The organism is Haloferula sp. A504 (genome assembly GCF_044385805.1).
GTDB lineage: Bacteria > Verrucomicrobiota > Verrucomicrobiia > Verrucomicrobiales > Akkermansiaceae > Haloferula.
Window position 1 is genome coordinate 1 of record NZ_JBISBU010000079.1, and the last position, 19140, is coordinate 19140.

The following is a 19140-nucleotide window of genomic DNA, read 5'->3' on the forward strand; positions in this document are numbered from 1 at the left end:
CGCCGAGGGTGCTCAAAAGCCGCTGATCTCATCTCTCACCGAGATCGAGCCCCCCATCGGCGAATCGCCACCGGGAGTATGAGAAATGCGGGTTATCCCCGGCGCTTCGAGAGTCGGCGGACCGGTCGCGCCGGCTATGCTCCGGCCTGCGGCAACGAGTGGGTGCGCGGCGTGTGCGAGAAGCCGCGGATCAAATGCGCCGACTGCGCTCACCGCGCCTTCCTGCCGGTCACAGATGAAATGATCCACTGGCATCTGTCGGGCCGGGACAAGACGGGCGCGGACTTCGTCGCCGGGGTCTATCCGATGCTGGCCGACGAGACCTGCCGTTTCCTCGCCATCGATTTCGACAAGGAAGCGTGGGGCGACGACGTGCGTGCGGTGATGGCAACCTGCGCAAACCTGGAGATCCCAGCGGCTCTCGAACGCTCGCGCTCGGGAAATGGTGGGCACGTTTGGTTGTTCTTCGCCGAGGCGGTGCCGGCGACCCTCGCCCGCAAGCTCGGATCGTTTCTTCTGACCGAGACGATGGAGCGCCGTCCAGAACTCGGCCTCGCCTCCTACGACCGCCTCTTTCCGAACCAGGACACGCTGCCCAAGGGCGGCTTCGGCAACCTGATCGCGCTGCCGCTGCAAAAGGAGCCGCGGATGAATGGCAACAGCGTGTTCGTGGATGACGCGCTCACGCCGTGGCCCGACCAGTGGGCCTTCCTTTCCGGGATCCAACGAATCGAGAAAGAGCGGGTGAAGACCCTGGCCCGCGATGCCGACTCCCGCGGCCGGGTGACCGGCGTGCGTTTCGTTTCGGCCGATGACGGGGAAGATGACGAGCCGTGGAACGCCCCGCCGTCGAGGCGTCGCCGCGAACCGCCGATCGGGCCGCCGCTGCCGGCGGAACTCGAGCTGGTGCTGGGCGATCAGATCTACCTGGCAAAGAACGAACTTCCCGCCGCGCTCCGAAACCGGCTGGTGCGTCTCGCCGCTTTCCAGAATCCGGAGTTCTACCGGGCCCAGGCGATGCGGCTGCCGACCTACGGCAAACCTCGTATCATCAGCTGCGCCGAAGACCTGCCGGAACACATCGGCCTGCCGCGGGGGTGCATCGACGAATTGAAGACCTTGCTCAGGGCCCACAAGATCAAGCGGCGGATCCGCGACGAGCGGGTGACGGGAGAGCCGCTGGAGGTGAAGTTCACCGGCACGCTTCGCCCGGAACAGGAAGCAGCCGCAAAGGCCATGCTGGCCCACGACACCGGCGTGCTTGCCGCCACCACCGCCTTCGGCAAAACCGTGCTTGCCGCGCATCTGATCGCCGCCCGCGGGGTGAACACGCTGGTCCTCGTCCACCGGCAGCAGTTGATGGAGCAATGGGTCGAGCGACTTTCTGCCTTCCTCGACATCCCGGTCAAATCCATCGGCAGACTCGGTGGCGGACGACGGAAACTGACCGGCGGTCTCGATGTCGCGCTGATCCAGAGCGTGGTGCGCAAGGGGGTGGTCGATGACCGGGTGGCGGACTATGGGCATCTGATCGTGGATGAATGCCACCACCTCTCGGCGCAGAGTTTCGAGCTGGTGGCCCGGCGGGCGAAGGCACGTTTCGTTTGCGGCCTCTCGGCCACGATCACGCGCAAGGACGGGCATCATCCCATCATCTTCATGCAGTGCGGGCCGGTGCGCCATCGGGTCGATGCGAAGCGGCAGGCCGAGGCGCGTCCTTTCAGCCACCACGTCATCGTCCGGCCCACGGGATTCCGCTCGATGGTCGAGCCCGATCCCGATCGGCGACTGGAATACCAGAACCTGTGCGACGAGCTGATGCGTTGTGTGCCACGCAACGAGATGATCCGCGACGAGGTGCTGGCGGCCTTGCGGGAAGGACGCTCCCCGCTGGTTCTAACCGAGCGCACCGAGCACATCGAGATCCTCGATGGACTCCTCCGCCCCCATGTCGAGCACCTGGTCGTGTTGCGCGGCGGGATGGGTCGCAAGGTGCTGCGCGAAGCGATGGAATCGCTGACCACGATCCCCGAGGATGAAGGTCGCGTGGTCATCGCCACCGGGCGTTTCGTCGGCGAAGGCTTCGACGATCCGCGGCTCGACACCCTGTTTCTCACCATGCCGGTGTCGTGGCGCGGGACCGTCGCCCAGTATGCCGGGCGCCTCCACCGGCTGCACGACGGCAAGCGCGAGGTGCGCATCCACGACTACGCCGACCTCGACGTGCCGATGCTTTCCCGCATGTTCGACAAACGCTGTGCGGGCTACGAGGCGGTGGGTTACACCATCCTGCTCCCGGCCAGCGCCCTGCCCGGCTGGCCGGCGGAGGTGCCGCTGCCGATCGATCCGTTGTGGAAGCGCGACTATGCGGCAAGCGTCCGGCGGCTGATCCGCGACGGGGTGGATGTGCCGTTGGCGGGGCTGTTTGTCGCCGCCAGCCGTCCCACCGATGACGAATCCCGGGCGCGCAGCGCTTCGGAGGCCTTCCTTTTCCGGCGGCTCGGGTCCCTCCCGGAAACCGCCGGCCTGTTTTGGCTCAACCAGAAACTACCGATCCCGTTCGACGGCTGGAGCGAGATGGAGGTGGATCTTTTTAGCCACGACTTGAAGATCGCGATCGAGATCGACGGGCCGCAGCACCTCGCCGACCCGGAGGCCTACCGTCGCGACCGCCGCAAGGACGCACTGCTGCAGGAAAACGGCTGCCACGTCCTGCGCTTCCTCGCCGAAGATCTCGCGAAACACCTCGACGCCACGCTCGATGCCATTCACCGCGCGGTGGCGCACCGGCGGAGATTCCGGCAGTAGCGTGGTCCGGGTGTTTCCGGACGGAGAGGCGGTGACGGATTTCCTTGCCTGGCTTTCCCGCCACAGACTCGGGCGCAAGCGCTTGCCGGACACCCTGCTGGCGGCGGGCTTCCGTCGGGCGGGCGTGAAGCGGTTGATCACCAACAACGAGCGGGATTTTGCGGTGCTCGGGTGGTTTGAGATCGTGACCTTTCGGGGGTGAAAAGGAGGGCAGAGCCCGAGACGCCGGATGCCATAGGAGCACACCGCCGGGCATCATGAGGCGGAATTCTCGATCTCCGCCGCCTCGGTCAGCGCGTTTTCCGCCGCCTTGCGATGCTCCTCGGCCTCGTCGGCGAGGTCGCTTTCGATGAGGAGCTTGGCGACTTTTTCCTTCTTGGCCGCGAAGGCCTTCAACTCGGCGATGCGTTGCTTCTGTTGCTCGGTAAGGGCGGGTTTTGTCGGCTCCGGCGGCGGGTCGCCGGCGAGGTGGCGGGTGGCGCGGGTGTTGAGAGTGAGAAGACCGCTGTCGGCGAGTTGGCGGATGGCGGTCCAGGTGGCGGGGTCGAGGACGTGGAGCCGCGGGGTGCCACCACGCCAGTCGGTTTCGCGGTGGAGTTCCTCGACGGTGGGCCTGCGGGCCGCGTCGCGCAGGACCGTGAGCAGGACTGGCTCAGCGTCGCCGGGGAGCATGGCTTCCTGACAGTGGATGAGTGCCTCGCCGAGGGCTTCGCGGGCGCGGTCGGCGAAGTGCTGGGCAGGGTCGGCGGGCGGGGCTTTCGGCTTGGCGGCTTTCCCTTTCGGCACGGTGCCGAGGAATTGCTTGAGGCGGGCGAGGTTGGCCTCGCGGCCGCGCTTGAGCTTCGTTTTGGCAAGGGCGTCGTCGGAGCCGTCGAGGACGCCCTCGGCGAGGTTCATCTTGTTGTCGAGGGTGGCGAGCATCTGGTGCTCGAGCGTGTCCTCGGCGACGAGGTTGATGACCGTGACGGGACGCGTCTGATGCTTGCGCCAGGCGCGGGCGATGCGCTGTTCGAGGCGGGCGGGATTCCAGGGGAGGTCGCAGTTGATGACGACGCTGGCGTTCTGGAGGTTGAGGCCGACGCCGCCGGAGTCGGTGCTGAGAAAGAGCCGGCAGTCGGGATCCTGACGGAAGGAGAGGATCTCGCCCCGGCGTTTCTTCTGCGGCACCTTGCCGGTGTGCCAGGCGTAGCCGATGCCGCGCGCTTCGGCGAGGTCGCGGACCTTTTGCAGCATGCCTTCCCACTCGGAAAAGATGATGACTTTCACGTCGGGATCGCTGAGGGCGTCGTCGAGGATGCCGTCGAGTTCGTCGAGCTTGGGACAGTGGTCGCAGTCGCGGTTCTTGATGATGGAGGGCGAGTCGCAGATCATCCGCATCATGCCCAACAGGATCATCAGCAGCTCGGACTCCTCCTTTTTGAGCGGACGCTTGAGCGAGCGCTGGATGAGCTGGGAGGCCTGTTGTTTCACCTCGTCGTAGTCGTCGCGCATGGCGCGGGTGAGCTTGACGAAGTGGTTGCGGTCGGTGCGGTCGGGCAGCTCGGTCTCGACGTGGTGCTTGCGGCGGCGCAGGAGCACCGGCTTCACCCGCTCGCGCAGGGCGGGGAGGTTCTTGTAATTCTCGGGCCGGCCCTTTTCGTTGAGTTCGTAGAACTCGCGGTTGAAGCGGAACAGCGGGCCGAGCAGGGCGGGGTCGAGGAAATCGACGATGGAGTAGAGTTCGTCGATGCGGTTCTCGATCGGCGTGCCGGTGAGGACGAAGGCGTAGCGGCTCTGCAGGCGCTTGACTGCCTGGGCGGTCTTGGTGGCCCAGTTCTTGATCCGCTGGGCCTCGTCGAGGATGACGATGTCGGGGCGCAGGTGCTCGTTGATGTCGAGGCCGTCGGCGAGGATCTGCTCGTAGTTGACCAGGGTGAAGAAGGGAGGTCTACTATCGGTGTAGTATTTCAGACGGGCGGAGCGGGGTCCGAAGACGAGCTGGTGGGAAAGGGTGGTGAACTTTTTGATCTGCTCCTCCCACTCGGTCTTGAGCGAGGCGGGGGTGACGACCAGCACGCGTTCGGCCTTTCCGAGATGGTGGAGCAGGGCGCTGGCGGCGACGGCCTGGATGGTCTTGCCGAGGCCCATTTCGTCGGCCAGCAGGGCGCGTTCGCCGAAGGCGAGGTGGAGCATGCCCTCGCGCTGGTAAGGGTAGAGCGGCAGCAGGGTGACGTGTTCGGGGTGGCGGCCCTCGACGACGCCGGTCTCGTAGTCGCGGCGCAGGGCGCGGCGTTCGGCGGCGCGGCGGCGGTGCTCTAGGAAGGGCTCGATGTCCTGCGACAGGCGGAGTTTGGTCGCGCGGGAACGGCGGAGTTTTTCGAGGGCCTCGTCTGGGTCGGCGACAAGGGTGCCGCTGTCGTCGAAGAGCGGGCGCAGGGAGGCGGGGAGCGAGGCGAGGTTGCGCTCGACGCGCAGGGTGTCGCCATCGGGGACGATGTCGATGAAGGGCGAGCCGGCCTTTTCCGCGGCGCGGAAGTCTCCCCGGTGGCGGCGCTTGAGGCGGATGAGGGTGGCCTCGACGTGCTTGCAGGTGCCGAGTCCGGCGGTGCGGAAGTCGGGGCAGGTGCAGGAAAAGGCGCGAGTGGCGGGGTCGCGGATCTCGACCTGATAGGTCATGCCGCTGGGGGACGCGACGTCGAAGCGGGAGAGGACGGGATGGGCGTCGTTGAGCGAGGTGACCGAGTGCTTCTCGTCGCGGGCGCGCTGGACGCGGCGGAGGACTTCCTGCTCGTCGGTGCTGCGCCAGTCACCGGCGGGAGGAAGCGGCGGGGTTGAGGGTTTGCGGCGTTTGCGGGACTTTTTGGCGGGCATGAATGGAACTTCGGGAGAAGCCCGATGCGATGCAAGAGCGAGGTGGGGTTGATCGACAGGAATGTCGATTCTCCGGAAAGGAGCACGCAGCGGGAGCTGGACAGATGCCTTCCGGATGTTGAGAAACCCCTCACCATGAACCGTTTGCAACCTCCCGGATTGTCGCTTCTCATGTGGCTTCTGCTCCTCGTCCTGCCTGCCGCGGCGCAGGACAGCCCCGCCCCGGACAGTGGTGACACCGCCTGGATGCTGGTGGCCACGGTGCTGGTGCTGTTGATGACCCTTCCGGGTCTGGCGCTTTTCTACGGTGGTCTGGTCCGGACCAAGAACGTGCTGTCCATCCTGGTGCAATGCTTCGCGATGGCCGGCGTGATGAGCTTGGTCTGGATCCTCTTCGGGGCGAGCTTCGCCACCGGCAGCGGGGACAATCTGTTCATCGGCGATGGATCGAAGGTGATGCTCAAGCACCTGACGCCCGAACTGCTCAACGGTTCGATCCCCGAGAGCGTGTGGCTGACCTTCCAGATGACCTTCATCATCATCACCCCGGCACTGATCGTCGGGGCCTTTGCCGAGCGGATGAAGTTCTCGGCGATGCTGATCTTCACCCTGATCTGGACGGTGCTGGCCTACATCCCGGTGTGGCACATGGCCTGGGGCGGCGGGCTGTTCCACCGCTGGAACGTGCTCGACTTCGCCGGCGGCACGGTGGTCCACATCAACGCCGGGGTGGCCGGACTGGTGGCCTGCATCATGGTCGGGCGCCGGCGCGACTACCCGAGTGCCGCCCTGGCCCCGCACAACGTGCCCTTCACCGTGATCGGGGCGGCGCTGCTGTGGGTCGGATGGTTTGGATTCAATGCCGGTTCGGCCTGCGCGGCGGACGCTTCGGCTGGCATGGCGATGCTTACCACCCATGCCGCGACGGCAACCGCGGTGGTGGTGTGGGCCGGACTCGAGTGGCTGATTCAGAAAAAGCCGACCGCGGTTGGTGTGGCCACCGGTGCGGTGGCCGGCCTGGTGGCGATCACGCCGGCGGCGGGGTCGACCACGGTCGGCGGAGCCTTGGCGATCGGCGCGCTCTCGAGCTTTTGCTGCTATTTCACTGCGACCAAGTTGAAGCACATGCTCAAGGTGGACGACTCGCTGGACGTCTTCGCCGTGCACGGCGTGGGCGGGATCATCGGCGCGATCCTCACCGGAGTCTTTCTGCGCGAGGGCGCGTTGGCCGAAGGCATGACCGTCGGCAAGCAGGTCGGGGCACAGACCTTGAGCGTGCTGGTGACGATCGCGTGGAGTGCTGCCGCCGCACTGATCGGACTGACGGTGGCCAAGTTGGTGGTCGGCCTGCGCGTGAGCGAGGACGAGGAGATGGGCGGTCTCGACCGCAACACCCACGGCGAGGAGGCCTACAACACCGAAGGCTGAGGATCCGTCATTACCCTTCGCCAGGCGGCGAAGGGAGGCTCCGGGGTTCGAGTGACCCGGGAAGCGGGTGCCATTGCCCGGGGCGGGCGATGTCGCCGGGGAACCACCGTTTGGCGTCGGCGCGCCGGCCGTCCTCGGTGCCGGCGCAGCGGCGGACGAGGGCCTGATAGAAGCGATCCGCCGCCTGCGGATCCCGGTCCGCGAGCCACAGGCCGGCGGTGTGGTAGATGCCGGCGAGCTGCGGGTGGTTGTCCGGGAGCGCGGCAGCCGCCTTCCAGGCGATCTCGGCGGCGGTGAACCGGTAGTGGAAGCGTTGTCGCTTTTCCTCGGGCAGGCGGTGGGCCTGGATGCGGCGAATCTCGTCCTGGCTCACGGCAAGGACAGGCGGTCCGAGTTCCTGGACGAATTCGCTCGGTGCTTCCGACTCCGCTCCGCCCCACCAGCCACGCAGCTCGGCGAAGTCCCTCGCGGCGAAGGAGCCGTCGTGCAGATGGCCGTCGGGACTGGATTCGGTGCCGAACATCTCCATGCCCCAGATGCGGTGGATGAGGGCCTGCCTCCACGTGATGGCAGCCAGGTCTTCGCCGCGATGGTGACCGGACCGCCGGGCGCGGTGCAGGGCGACGTAGTGGTCGAACAGCGGGATCAGCGAAGGCGGCATCCACTCGCGGGCGTCGTCGAAGCGCCACTCGCGGGCGAGCCGTCGCGCCAGCAGGTAGCGCAGCTGGTCGTGCTCGGTCATCGGCGGCATCAGGTCGTGGCGCGGGCCCTGCTCGAAGCGGGTGGGGTCGGCGGGTCCACCATAGCGATAGGTCCCGCCCCATTCGGTGGACTGCTCGGCTCCCGACCAGAAATCCACGGCCGCCGCCGACCATTCGGGGGCGACTTCCAGCAGGTGATCCCGGAGTTCATCGGCCGAAAGCACTTGTTCGGCGACGTAGGCGGCGTCTTCCCAGTAGCCGCCTTCCACCAGGGATTCGAGGGCGCTTTCATACTCGCCACTCGAAAGCTCGACCATCCCGAGGTCCGCGAGCAAGCGGCCCTGTGCGGAGGAGGCCCGTTCGGGTCCGGAATGACCCCACAGACCGTCGAGCAGCGGATTGGCGGGGGTCCAGCCTTCCGGGTCCTGTTTCTCTCGTTCGATGGATTGCGCCAGTTCCCGTTTTGCGTCGTCGATGCGGCCGGCGCGCAGGGCGAGTTTGCCGCGCAACCAACCCGCACGGGGGTCGGCCTCGTCGGAACGTTTGAGCCAATCGGCCGCCTCGTCGAAGCGCCCCGTGGCGTAGAGGGCCCAGGCGATGCGGGCGGCATCCGGGTCCGGGCCGGTGGCCTCGGCGTCGAGCACCTCGAGCCAGCGGGCCAGCGGCTTTTGCTCGGCCTCTCCGATCGGGGAAAATTGCGGTCCGTCGAGGCGGGCGAAGAATTCGAGGTGGATCAGGCTCCGGATTTCCGGGTCGCGGGCGGCGCGGGCAAGCACGGCAGGATCCGGATGGGCGACGATGGTGGCGCAGCGGTTCCGGAGGTCGGGGACCGAGCGGTAGTGGCCGGCCTTGACGGCGAGATAGGTCAGGCGGATCGCCTCGACCGGGTCGTCGCCGGCATCGAGCGTGGAAAGCCAGCCGTGGGCGCCCCCTGCCAGCCCGAGCGAGTCGGCGGCGCCGGCCTTCACCATGGCGATGACCTCGCGGTACCACTTGACGGCCTCGTCGCGATCATCGGTGGTCGAGGCGAGCATCCACGCCGCCCACGCCCGGCGCATCCGTGTCTCGGCGGCGGGGCGCTGGCAGATTTTCCGCCAGATCTCCCGCGCTCCGTCCTTGTTCCCCGCGGCGAGTTCCCGTGCCCCTTTGAGATAGTCCACGACATCGGCCGGGAATCCGGGACCCAGGTCGAGGGGCGCGGGGGGAGCCGGGGCGTCTTCCTCGGCCAGGTCGTTCAGGCGTTCACGCGTCAGTGAGTTGAGCAGCGCGGTGCGCTGGGTCCGGTAGCGGGTGGCGCGCTTCGTGATTTTTTCTTCATCGACTCCCTCCGCGCGCCAGTGGGCTTCAAGCTCGGCGATCTCGACCGGCACCTGGGTGAGGCGGTCGATGCCGGAGGGAATCGTGATCGGCCCGTCAATTCCGGCGACCTCCGCCAGTTCGCTGAGGTAGGAGACCGGCGGCACGTCGAGCACGGCCTGCGGGTGGATCAGGACGGTGTCGGCGAAGAACGGTCCGCACGCTCGTCCGGTGCCGTCGGCAAGCAGCGCGGCGCCGACCAGCCATCCACTCCACCTCATTCGATTTCCCATGTCACTTTGCTAGCAGGATCACGCGTGGTGATCCAGCCCACGACGAGGCGATTTGCCGGTTCGATCCACGGCCAGCCATCTCCGGTGAAGCGGAAGACGGTTTCCGTGCCGCCACTTTCGAGGCGGTAGGCGCCGATCGCGTCGGCCGCCTGGATCGGTCCCCGGGCGATCAAGCGCAGCGGCAGGCGGGCGGGGGCGTCGCCGTGGTTCACGAGTGCGACGTCCCCGCCGGACTCCGCGGCTTCGATGCGCAGACCGGGCTTGGGAATTTCTCCCCGCATGACCTTTTGGAGCGTCGGCCACGCCCAGTTTCGGCGGTCGCTGGCGATGGGCAGTCGGTACCAGATCACCCCGGTGAGTCCGGCGGGGCGCGCGTCGATCCACCCGCCGACCAACTTCGCGGCCATGGCCGGTTCCGCATAGCCGTAGGACCGGCGGGCGGGGGCGAGTCCTTCGGGCGCACGGTCTTCGGAAATCACCTCGATCACCCGATCACCGGCATCGAACCAGACCTCGCAGCCGTAGGTCGGCATCGCCACGCGGAACGGCACGCCGAGGGCGGCGGCGCGGTCCACCGAGCGGCGGGCCAGGGCAGGATCGAGCAAAACCACCTCCTCTTCCGGAGCGCGGGGCAGCGTGAGCGAGTGGACTTGCAGCACGTATCCCGGCGACTCCTCCGCGAGCTCGGCAAAGCCGCTCTCGGCGAGCCAGCTCGGCAGCGTGGTCGGCACGACCGGCACCGCCCCCGCCGCGGCGCGCAAGCGCTTGAGAAGACGGCAGTAGTCGCCCAAGCGCGCCTGGGGGCAATCGTAGTCGCACTGGATTTCACGCGGGCCGAGGCGGGCCAGTGAGGCGACGCACGCTTCCACGGCGCGGCATTGCGCGTCGGTCCACTCAAGCTGGGCGGCCGATTGTCCGATGCGGACCACCAGTCCACAGCCGGGCGAGGGGAGGCGGTCGGTGACAACCTGGTCGATGGCAAAATCGCGGCCGGTCCAGCGGAACTCGGCGGCGCGGAAATGGAGCGTGCCGAAGGCGGGGTGCGCTGCCGCGACGGCCTCGCGGACCTCCGGGCGGGCGGGGTCCTGCCAGACGTAGGCCTCGGCGGTCAGGGGCGGCGGGGCCTCGCTTGGGGCGTGCTTGTCGCACGACGACGCGGTCAGGCCGATCGCGAGCAAGGGCCCGCAGATGGCGATCGGTCGTCGGCAATGCATGACAGGGCCGGGTATCCCACATGCGGTGGGTCTGCGCGAGAACCGGGTTCCGGTGGGGCCGGGCTTTCGTTTCCACCGACGTCAGGCCCCCAGCGCGCTGGCGCAGCGGCGGAAATGGTAGCCGTAGATGGCCAGGGTCACCGCGGTCTGGAGCAGCGCCGGCCGGCGGAAGGTCGTCCATGCCAGCAAGCCCCAGTAGCGGAACCGTCCACGCCCGATCACACCGAGCCGGAACGACGCGCGGAGGAAGGCGAGCCCCTGGCGGGGATTGAAACGCCACCGGATCCGCGGCGGATGGAACTCGCGCAGAAAGGTGCGCACGCGGCGGTAGTAGGGGCCCGGCGAGTAGAGGGTGTGCATCAGCCCGCGGTAGCCGTCGCGCAGCGATTCCAGGCTCATGCTTGGCAGGAAGTTGGTGGTGCCGTCGCTGTTGTTGCCGCTGGAGGATCCGAGCAGCCGCCCCTCGCGCCCGAGGCGCTCGTGCAGACGGGTGCCGGGCAGCGCGGTGAGCATGCCGACCATCGCGGTGACGATGCCGCTCTGCTGGATGAACTCCAACTGGCGCCGGAAGATCGAGAGGGTGTCGGAGTCGAAGCCGACGATGAATCCACCCTGCACCTGCAGGCCCGCGCGTTGCAGCCGCCGGATGTCGGCGGCCAGGTCGCGTCCGCGGTTCTGGCGCTTGTTGCACTCGGCCAACCCCGCTTCCTCGGGGGTTTCGATGCCGATGAAGACGGTGTCGAAGCCGGCGGCGACGATGGACTCGGTGAGCGGGCCGTCGTCGGCGAGGTTGATCGAGGCCTCGGTGTAGAAGTCGAAGCGGTGGCGGTGGGCGTGCTGCCACTCGATCAGGGCCGGCAGCAGGTCCTCGCGCAGCTTGCGCTTGTTGCCGATGAAGTTGTCGTCGACGAAGAACACCGGGCCGCGCCATCCGGCGGCGGCCAGCGCGTCGAGCTCGGCGATCACGCGGACGGTCGGTTTGGTGCGGCTGCGACGGCCGAACTTCGCGGTGACGTCGCAGAACTCGCAATCGAAGGGGCAACCGCGCGAGTACTGGACGCTCATCGAGGCGTAGCGCCGCATGTCGATCAGGTCCCAGCGCGGCACCGGGGTCCGGTCGAGCGACGGGAATCCTTCGGACGTGTACAGCCGCCGGGGCTTGCCGGCTTCGATGTCGGAGAGGAACTCCGGCAGGGTCAGCTCGGCCTCGTTGAGCACGAAGTGATCGACCTCGTCGAAATCGGCGTGCGCGCTGGTGAACAGCGGCCCTCCCGCGACCACCGTCTTGTCCGCCTGCCGGCACCGCCCGATCACCGCGCGGGCCGAGGCTTCCTGGGCGATCATTCCGCCGATGAAGACGAGATTCGCCCATTCAAGGTCGGCGTCGTCGAGCGGACCGACGTTGAGGTCGACCAGCCGCAGCTCCCAGGCGGGTGGCAACATCGCGGCCACCGTGAGCAATCCGAGCGGCGGCAGAGCGGCCCGCTTGCGCACGAACTTCAAGGCGTGCTTGAAGCTCCAGAAGGTCTCGGGAACCTCCGGGTAGACCAGGAGGACGTGTTTCAACCCCCGACGATAGCCGTGCGCCAGGTCACTGCAATGGCTTTCGTGACGGCAAGCGGCGCTTTCCCGCCCCGTGCGCTTGGCAATGAAACTCGTTTTTCATGAAGGCTCCCGCCGGCATTCCGGGTAATCTCCCGGAGATCGGTTGATCCCCACTCGTCGAATGGCACTCCGCCGGACCATCACCCTGCTCCTCGCCATGCTCGCCACCCTTGCCGGCGCGGAGCCTTCCGAGCTCTCCGGCACCGGGGTCGATGCGGAGCAGGACCAGCGGCGCTTTACCAACACGCAACGCTGGGATCCGGTCTTCCTCGCCTTCACCCGCGCCACGCCACGCCACCTGCCCGACGATTGGGGCAAGCGGATCATCATCCCCGCACCCCCGGCGAACAGCTCGCCCCGCACCCGGGCGGAACTCGCGCACTTGCACGAGATCCGCGAGTCGCGGGCCGAAAAACGCGGCGAAGTCCGGCGGGAACTCACCTCCGACGGCTTCCAGTTCGGGAAGCATCGCTACGGGATCCTTCTGAAGTCCACCGAGCGACCCGCGACGCGCCGGATGCTCGACGCCATGACGCCCGACCTGAGCCTCGTGATCTTCTCGCTCAAGCACCGCCACGACCGCATCCGCCCGAGCGTGCTCGATCCCGGGCTCGGTCATCTCTTTCCCGTTCCCGGGCACCCGGCCTATCCCAGTGGCCACAGCACCCAAGCCTTCACCATCGCCTATCTGCTCGAGGAGCTCGACCCCGCCCGCGCGGAAATTTATCGCAAGGACGCCCTGCGCATCGCCCGCAACCGGGAAATCGCGGGCTTTCACTATCCGAGCGATACCGAGGCCGGGCGGCTCGCCGCGCGCCAGTTCGTCGACCTCCTCCTCGCCGACCCGGAGTTCCGGTTGCTGCTGGATGCCGCGAAGGAGGAATGGTGATCCACGCACCAGAACTCGCTTGAGTTCGCGGCCCCACTCGGGAAACTAAGGCCATCCCCATGAAACGACTGATCTCACTCGCCGTCGCCCTGGTTGCCGGCACTACCACCGCGCTCGCCGACGACGGCTGGGTCGACCTTTTCAACGGCAAGGACACCAGCGGCTGGAAGAACCCCTACGAGTGGGGCGAGGCCAAGGTGGTCGACGGCGAGATCCACCTGACCGCCAACAAGAAGTTCTTCCTCGTCACCGAAAAGGACTACGCCGACTTCGAGTTCGAGGGCGAAATCAAGCTGCCCGAGGGCAAGGCCAACAGCGGCTTCATGTTCCGCTGCCACGTCGGGCCCAACAAGGTCTTCGGCTACCAGGCCGAGGTCGACGGCTCCGACCGCTGCTGGTCGGGGGGCCTCTACGACGAGGGCCGCCGCAAGTGGCTGTGGCCCGGCCGCGACGGCACCACGAACATCTCCGACAAGGCGAAGACCAAGGAGCAAGGCATGGCCCACTTCGCCACACCCGAGATCAGGAACGCACTCAAGCGCAACGACTGGAACCGCTACCGCATCGTCTGCAAGGGCCCGCACATCCGGATCTACGTCAACGACGTGCTCATCACCGACGCCTGGGACAGCGCCGACGCCTCGGGCCCGATCGGCATCCAGCACCACGGCGAAAAGGGCCAGACCTACAAGTTCCGCAACCTGCGGATCAAGGAGCTCAAGTAGAGACGCATCGCCGCGCGGGGCGGGGGACAGGGCTTGCGATGAACCGGTCACGGGCTTACCACCCCGGGCATGATCTTTTCTGGTGGCATGCTTCCACGCGCGATCCTGAACCTGTCCCTGCTGGCGTCCGCCATCCTGTTGTCCGCCTGCGGCCTGAGCATCCAGCCGCTGATGCCCACGCCGCTGGTGTTCACGGAAAGCGAAGTCGGGCCCCTGGATCACATCCCGAAGGCCGAGCGCTTCAAGCCGCGGCGCGTCTATTACGCCACGACGCGCAAGCGGGATGACGACTTCCAGCGCATCGACTACGGCAACGGCGAGAGCGACCAGGTGTCGGTCGGACTCGCCCTTGTCGGATTCGGCGGCCCGGACGTTTCCTGGTCCGACCTGCACCGCTATTCGCGCCAGAGGGAACGCGAGCGCGTGGTCGACCTGAATCTTTCCGGCGTCATCGAAGCCGGCTCCTTCGACCCGGCCGATGACCGCTCCGATTCCCCCGAAAGCGCCGTTTCCTGGCTGCTCGCGGATCTCAACGACTCAATCGAGTCCGCCCGCGACAAGGACCTGCTCATCTACGTCCACGGCGCGAAGGTCAACTTCTACAACGCCTGCGCCTTCGCCGCGCAGCTCGATCACTTCATGGGGCGCGACATGACGTCGCTCGCCTTCGCCTGGCCGACGCGGCAGAACATCTTCGCCTACGCGTCCGGCGGAGATGTCCGGCGGGCCTACCGCCACGCCCATGCGCTCACGACCCTGCTGGAAGGGCTTGCCACGCGAACGAAGGCGCGCCGCATCCACATCGTCGCGTGGAGCGCCGGTGGCCGGGTGGTGACCGAGGCCCTGTCCGAACTCCACGACCGCCATGCGAAAGGCACGTCTTCGCTGCGCAACCGGTTCCGGATCGGCACGGTCTATCTCGCCGCCGCCGACGTCCCGGGCGACGAGTTCGTTGCGGCGATTCCGAAACTGGACGCTCTGGCGAACCGGGTTGTGGTGACCGCCTCGGACAACGACGGGGCGCTGAAATCCAGTTCCATCTTCATGGGCGGCGACGTGCGCATCGGCACCGTGAGAGACGAACCCCTGCCGCCGGAGCAGGCTGCGATCGTCCGCTCCGCAAAACGGCTCGAGGTCATCGATGTTTCCCGCGGCTCCGCCCAGCGGGGCTTCGACATCGACGGACACCGCTACTGGTTCGATCACCCCTGGGCCAGCAGCGACCTGATCCTGGCCGTGCGCAGTGACTTCGGCCCGGCCGAGCGCGCCCTGAAAAAAGAAGGTCATCCGGTGCTTTGGAGCCTTCCGGCGGATTATCCCGAGCGACTGCGCAAGCGGCTGTCACGACCCGGCGTCAAGCTCCGGCGCAACTAGCCTTTCGCGGCAGGAGTGGCGCTTTGCACCTGTCCTCCGAAGCCTTGGCGAAGGGGGAAGCGCCATGCCGGGGCTTGGCGGCTTTCCAGCCGCGTCGTTCGGCGGGTTTCCCCGCAGGGCCGGAACAGACACTCCCGGCGTTCGTCCAGCCACCGATCGAGTGCGATCAGCGGGTCCGTGATTCGTCGATCCCCCCTTCCGCGACGTGGACGTCGCCCAGCCCCGGCATGGCTCCTGCAAGGAGCCACTCCCGGCAGGCGGCAGTGGATCATCGCGCCCGGCCCACTCGGCACTTGGCACCCGGCACGGCACCCTTAGGTTGTCGACGTGATCCCACCGACCTGCCACGACCGCGTGATCGCTCCGTCCCTGCTCGCCGCCGATTTCTCGAAAGTCGGCGAGGAAGTCACCCGCGCGATCCGCGCCGGGGCCGACTGGCTGCACCTCGACGTGATGGACGGCCACTTCGTGAACAACATCTCCTTCGGCCCGACGGTCATCCAGGCGGTCCACGAGCACAACGACATCTTCCTCGACGTCCACCTGATGATTTCCCGGCCCGACCGCTATCTCGACGACTACCTCGAGGCCGGCGCCGACCTGGTCACCGTGCACGTCGAGGCCGACCACGACGTCGCCGAAACCCTGCGCCGGACCCGCGAAGCCGGCTGCCTCGCCGGGCTCGCGCTCAACCCGGCGACGCCGATCGCGGAAGTGGAACCCTTCCTCGACCAGATCGACCTGCTCCTGTGCATGACGGTCGTTCCCGGCTTCGGCGGTCAGGCCTTCATGCCCGAAGTGCTGCCGAAAGTCGAAACCGCCGCCGGGTGGCGCGAGCAGCGCGGGCTGGACTTCCACATCGAGGTTGATGGCGGCATCGACGCCGACACCGCGGGTCCCGCCGCCGCCGCCGGAGCCAACGTGATGGTCGCCGGCTCCTCGACCTTCCGCGTGCCCGACATGGCCGCCGCGATCCGATCCATCCGCGAAGCCCGATGATGCTCAAGGTCAATGGCGAGACGGTCGATCCCGACCTCATCGACGAGGCGTTCATGCGGATCAAGTCCGAGGCCGAGGCGGCGACCGAGGTCTCCTGCTGCGAGCGCGACGAGGAATTCCGCGAGCGGGCCGAGGAGGAGGTGATCGAGGGCGTGCTGCTCGCCCAGGAGGCCGAGCGCCGAGTGCCCGAACCGCCCGCCGACGAGGTCCGCACGAAGCTCGAGGACTCGCTCCGCGAGTGGCGGAGCCACGGGGCCTCGTGGGAAATGCTCGAGAAACAGCGCGACCAGCTGCGCGACGAGACCGTGGCGCGGATGCGCATGGAGAAGTTCGCCGAGACCGTTTGGGCCGACCTGCCCGAGCCCGACGAGGCGGCCTTGCGGGAATGGTTCGGACAAAACGAGGACCGCTTCCGCAAGCGCGCGCGGGCCAGGGTCCGGCACCTTGTCCGCTTTCCCGACAGCGACCCCCCGGGCGAGTACCGCCTGATGCTCTCCGTGCGCGAGCGCGCCCTCGCCGGCGAGGACTTCGCGACCCTGGCCGATGAGCACACCTCGCGCGAGGACAAGCAGACCGACCTCGGCTGGATCGAGCACGAGCGGCTGCTCAACGGTTTCGAAACGATGCTGTTCTCGCTGCGCGAGGGCGAGGTCAGCCCGGTGTTCTTCTACGAGCAGTGCCTGCACCTCGTCCGGATCGAGAAACTCGAGCCGGAACACGTTCCCGCCTTCGAGGACATCCGGGACGAGATCCGCGATCTCTGCATTGCCGACCGGCGCCGCGAGGCCCTCCACCAGCTTGCCGTCGAACTACGGCAAACGTCGGAGATCGAAAAGGCCTGAGCGGATCACGTCACGCAATCACCCCGTCGCGCCGCAGCCGGTCCACCGCCGCCTCGCGCACCGGGTCCTCGGGACCGATCAACCACCGCAGCGCCCGCAGGAAGAACCGCGTCGGCGGCACCACCATCCACCGCGGCCACGCCCTCAGTCCGATCATTTTCCGCTGCCGCTCCGGCAGCGTCAGCAGGGCCGCCTGAAACAAGCCGAGATAGGCCAGCCGCGAGACCGGGGGCAGGGGAGGCCGCCGCAACCAGCCGATCACCTCCCGGGTGTGTTCCGACACCGTCAGCTGCGGTTCGAACCGCGCCACCGCCTCCAGCAGTTCCGACTCGTCTTGCGGTGCCTCCTTCAAACCCAGCGGCTCGACCGACTGCGCCCACAGCCGCACATACGCGTCGGCCCCGCCCGGGATGGGCACCGCCGAGTAGGCCTGGTGGCAGCGCAGGAAGGAATCCATGAAGGCGATGTGCACCCACAGCAGCAGCTCGGGATCCGAAGCCGAATACTCGCGCTCGCGACCTTCGGCATCGATGTAGCTCCCGCGCACCTTGCCATGCATCCCCCGCACCCGTGCCGCCTCGGCCAGGATGGACTCGCGCGATGCATAGGTCGTGACCGTCAGCCACTGGATCGTCCCGGCCAGGCGGCCCAGCGGATCGTCCTTGTAGCGCGAATGCTCGCGCACCCCGGCGAGGCTCCCCGGGTGCAGCGCCTGCATCAACAGCGCCCGCACGCCGCCGACCAGCGTCGCCATGTCAGCGTGCACCACCCACGGCGCATCGTCCGGACGGTAGAAGCCCGGACCCTTGCCCCCGGCCACCGTTTCCAGCCACGGAATCCGACCGTCCGGCGTGCTGGTCAGCAGCGCCCGGAACCGCCGTCCCACCATTTTCTGGATTGCCGTGATCATCCGCCGCAAGGTTCACCGGATTCGGCACCGGGCAAGGCCCCGCTTCGGCCATCGTCCTCCATCCCCGGTCGCGAGCCGTCCCACTCAAATAAGCGCAAGCTTTCCCACATCCGGCGTATCGCCCGAAGCCGGCATCACGCTTGATGGTTGCCATGCCCTCGGCCTTCTGGATCGCGCTCGGAGCCACCGCGCTGGTGGTGCTCGCCCATGTCGCCTTGTTCACGATCTTCATCCGCGATCCGAAACAACGCGGCAAACGCAAGGAAGAGGATCGCAAGCGATAGGTGCATTCCCCGGCACACGGCGAACCCTCGACCAAACACCGGAAGTGGATCACGCTGCGGACCGTCATGGACCTGCCCGACGCCATCGACCGCTGCCTGGCCAAGCCCGGCACCGAGGAAACCACGCCCTTCGGCCCCGAGGTCCTGGTCTACAAGGTCGCCGGAAAGATGTTTGCCCTCACGGATCCCTGCAGTTTCCCGCCACGGATGAACCTCAAGTGCGATCCGCAGCGCGCGATCGAGCTCCGCGAGGAGTTCGACGGCATCATCCCCGGCTACCACATGAACAAGAAGCACTGGAACACCGTCACCCTCGACGGCTCCATCCCCGCCGAGCTGATGGCCGGGCTCATCGACCACTCCTACGAACTCGTCGTCGCCTCGCTGCCGAAAAGCAGGCGGCCGTGAAGCATCGCGTAACGCCTAGTTGGCCAGAAACCTGGTCAACAGGAGAAGTCCGGCTGCGGTGCCCAGCGTCCCCATCAGCAGGCCGAAGACCGCCCTCCCGGTGCCGTGCTTGCGGCGATTCGTCTCCTTCGATCGCCTGATGTCACGCAAGGCGAGAATCGCCGTGATCAAGGCGAAGGGTGCCGGAATGAGCAGCACGGAAACCAGGCCGAGGTAGCCCGACGCGATCGCCCATCCGGAATTGCCCACCGGCAGCAGCAAGCGCATGCCCACCTGATCGCCCAGCCGCTCGCCTTGCGCGGGCGGCACCGGTGGCGGAGCCTGCTTCGAAGGACTCTGGTAGGGATCGTCGCTCATGCATCCCCAGCTTTCACACCCTCGCGCCCCTGCCAAGTCCGCGCTCAATTCGACGATGGAGGCTAGTGTAGCCCGTCCAACAGATTGGTAGTTTTTGGAACCGCAGATTAAGGGGATTACGCAGATTTTAAGAGTCCAGAAAATCTGCGTAATCCGT

The 19140-nt window shown here is 67.2% G+C and carries 15 protein-coding genes and 1 pseudogene; 10 read left to right on the forward strand and 6 right to left on the reverse strand.

Annotated elements, in window-relative coordinates; genetic code table 11:
- Positions 1-78 precede the first annotated feature (78 nt).
- Both ACG2LG_RS21940 and ACG2LG_RS21945 read left to right on the forward strand, forming a co-directional pair.
- Positions 79-2808 (forward strand): TOTE conflict system archaeo-eukaryotic primase domain-containing protein, encoded by a 2730-nt coding sequence (locus ACG2LG_RS21940; protein WP_396262690.1) that lies wholly within the window; start codon positions 79-81, stop codon positions 2806-2808.
- A gap of 1 nt (position 2809) precedes the next feature.
- Entirely contained in the window at positions 2810-3010 is a 201-nt protein-coding gene (locus ACG2LG_RS21945) for a hypothetical protein (RefSeq protein WP_396262692.1), read from the forward strand.
- A 53-nt stretch (positions 3011-3063) separates the two neighbouring features.
- Here the strand turns inward: ACG2LG_RS21945 and ACG2LG_RS21950 are convergent, their stop codons facing one another.
- Complete coding sequence (locus ACG2LG_RS21950) at positions 3064-5658, reverse strand: DEAD/DEAH box helicase (RefSeq protein WP_396262694.1); 2595 nt, start codon at positions 5656-5658, stop codon at positions 3064-3066.
- A gap of 135 nt (positions 5659-5793) precedes the next feature.
- Between ACG2LG_RS21950 and ACG2LG_RS21955 the strand changes: the two genes are divergently transcribed.
- Positions 5794-7086: an ammonium transporter gene (locus tag ACG2LG_RS21955; protein ID WP_396262696.1), complete on the forward strand. Its 1293-nt coding sequence runs from the start codon at positions 5794-5796 to the stop codon at positions 7084-7086.
- Positions 7087-7096: 10 nt separating this feature from the next.
- Here the strand turns inward: ACG2LG_RS21955 and ACG2LG_RS21960 are convergent, their stop codons facing one another.
- From ACG2LG_RS21960 to ACG2LG_RS21970, 3 genes are all read right to left on the reverse strand, one after another.
- On the reverse strand, positions 7097-9364 hold the full coding sequence (locus ACG2LG_RS21960; protein ID WP_396262698.1) for a tetratricopeptide repeat protein: 2268 nt from the start codon (positions 9362-9364) through the stop codon (positions 7097-7099).
- On the reverse strand, positions 9361-10590 hold the full coding sequence (locus ACG2LG_RS21965) for a DUF3142 domain-containing protein (RefSeq protein WP_396262700.1): 1230 nt from the start codon (positions 10588-10590) through the stop codon (positions 9361-9363). Before ACG2LG_RS21965 ends, ACG2LG_RS21960 begins: the two co-directional genes overlap by 4 nt.
- An 81-nt stretch (positions 10591-10671) precedes the next feature.
- Positions 10672-12156: a B12-binding domain-containing radical SAM protein gene (locus ACG2LG_RS21970; RefSeq protein WP_396262701.1), complete on the reverse strand. Its 1485-nt coding sequence runs from the start codon at positions 12154-12156 to the stop codon at positions 10672-10674.
- A 160-nt stretch (positions 12157-12316) separates the two neighbouring features.
- Between ACG2LG_RS21970 and ACG2LG_RS21975 the strand changes: the two genes are divergently transcribed.
- The 5 genes and pseudogenes from ACG2LG_RS21975 to ACG2LG_RS21995 all read left to right on the forward strand — a co-directional run bounded on the left by ACG2LG_RS21975 (position 12317) and on the right by ACG2LG_RS21995 (position 17024).
- Positions 12317-13084 (forward strand): hypothetical protein, encoded by a 768-nt coding sequence (locus tag ACG2LG_RS21975; protein WP_396262703.1) that lies wholly within the window; start codon positions 12317-12319, stop codon positions 13082-13084.
- Between the two features lie 137 nt (positions 13085-13221).
- Positions 13222-13803 (forward strand): annotated as a pseudogene (locus tag ACG2LG_RS21980) (DUF1080 domain-containing protein); the annotation flags it as partial.
- 93 nt (positions 13804-13896) lie between these two features.
- On the forward strand, positions 13897-15183 hold the full coding sequence (locus tag ACG2LG_RS21985; protein ID WP_396262705.1) for an alpha/beta hydrolase: 1287 nt from the start codon (positions 13897-13899) through the stop codon (positions 15181-15183).
- A 327-nt stretch (positions 15184-15510) separates the two neighbouring features.
- Positions 15511-16182: a ribulose-phosphate 3-epimerase gene (gene rpe, locus ACG2LG_RS21990; protein ID WP_396262707.1), complete on the forward strand. Its 672-nt coding sequence runs from the start codon at positions 15511-15513 to the stop codon at positions 16180-16182.
- Positions 16179-17024: a peptidyl-prolyl cis-trans isomerase gene (locus ACG2LG_RS21995; RefSeq protein ID WP_396262709.1), complete on the forward strand. Its 846-nt coding sequence runs from the start codon at positions 16179-16181 to the stop codon at positions 17022-17024. Before rpe ends, ACG2LG_RS21995 begins: the two co-directional genes overlap by 4 nt.
- A gap of 10 nt (positions 17025-17034) precedes the next feature.
- Here ACG2LG_RS21995 and ACG2LG_RS22000 read toward each other — a convergent pair whose 3' ends face one another.
- Positions 17035-17934: an oxygenase MpaB family protein gene (locus ACG2LG_RS22000; RefSeq protein ID WP_396262711.1), complete on the reverse strand. Its 900-nt coding sequence runs from the start codon at positions 17932-17934 to the stop codon at positions 17035-17037.
- A 152-nt stretch (positions 17935-18086) separates the two neighbouring features.
- On the opposite strand from ACG2LG_RS22000, the gene ACG2LG_RS22005 reads away from it, so the two are divergent.
- Both ACG2LG_RS22005 and ACG2LG_RS22010 read left to right on the forward strand, forming a co-directional pair.
- A complete protein-coding gene (locus tag ACG2LG_RS22005) occupies positions 18087-18218 on the forward strand; it encodes a hypothetical protein (RefSeq protein ID WP_396262713.1) in 132 nt (43 codons plus the stop codon).
- A gap of 66 nt (positions 18219-18284) precedes the next feature.
- Positions 18285-18626, forward strand: a complete 342-nt coding sequence (locus ACG2LG_RS22010) for an MmcQ/YjbR family DNA-binding protein (RefSeq protein ID WP_396262717.1) — start codon at positions 18285-18287, stop codon at positions 18624-18626.
- A gap of 15 nt (positions 18627-18641) precedes the next feature.
- Here the strand turns inward: ACG2LG_RS22010 and ACG2LG_RS22015 are convergent, their stop codons facing one another.
- Positions 18642-18983, reverse strand: a complete 342-nt coding sequence (locus ACG2LG_RS22015; protein WP_396262715.1) for a DUF4190 domain-containing protein — start codon at positions 18981-18983, stop codon at positions 18642-18644.
- Positions 18984-19140 lie beyond the last annotated feature (157 nt).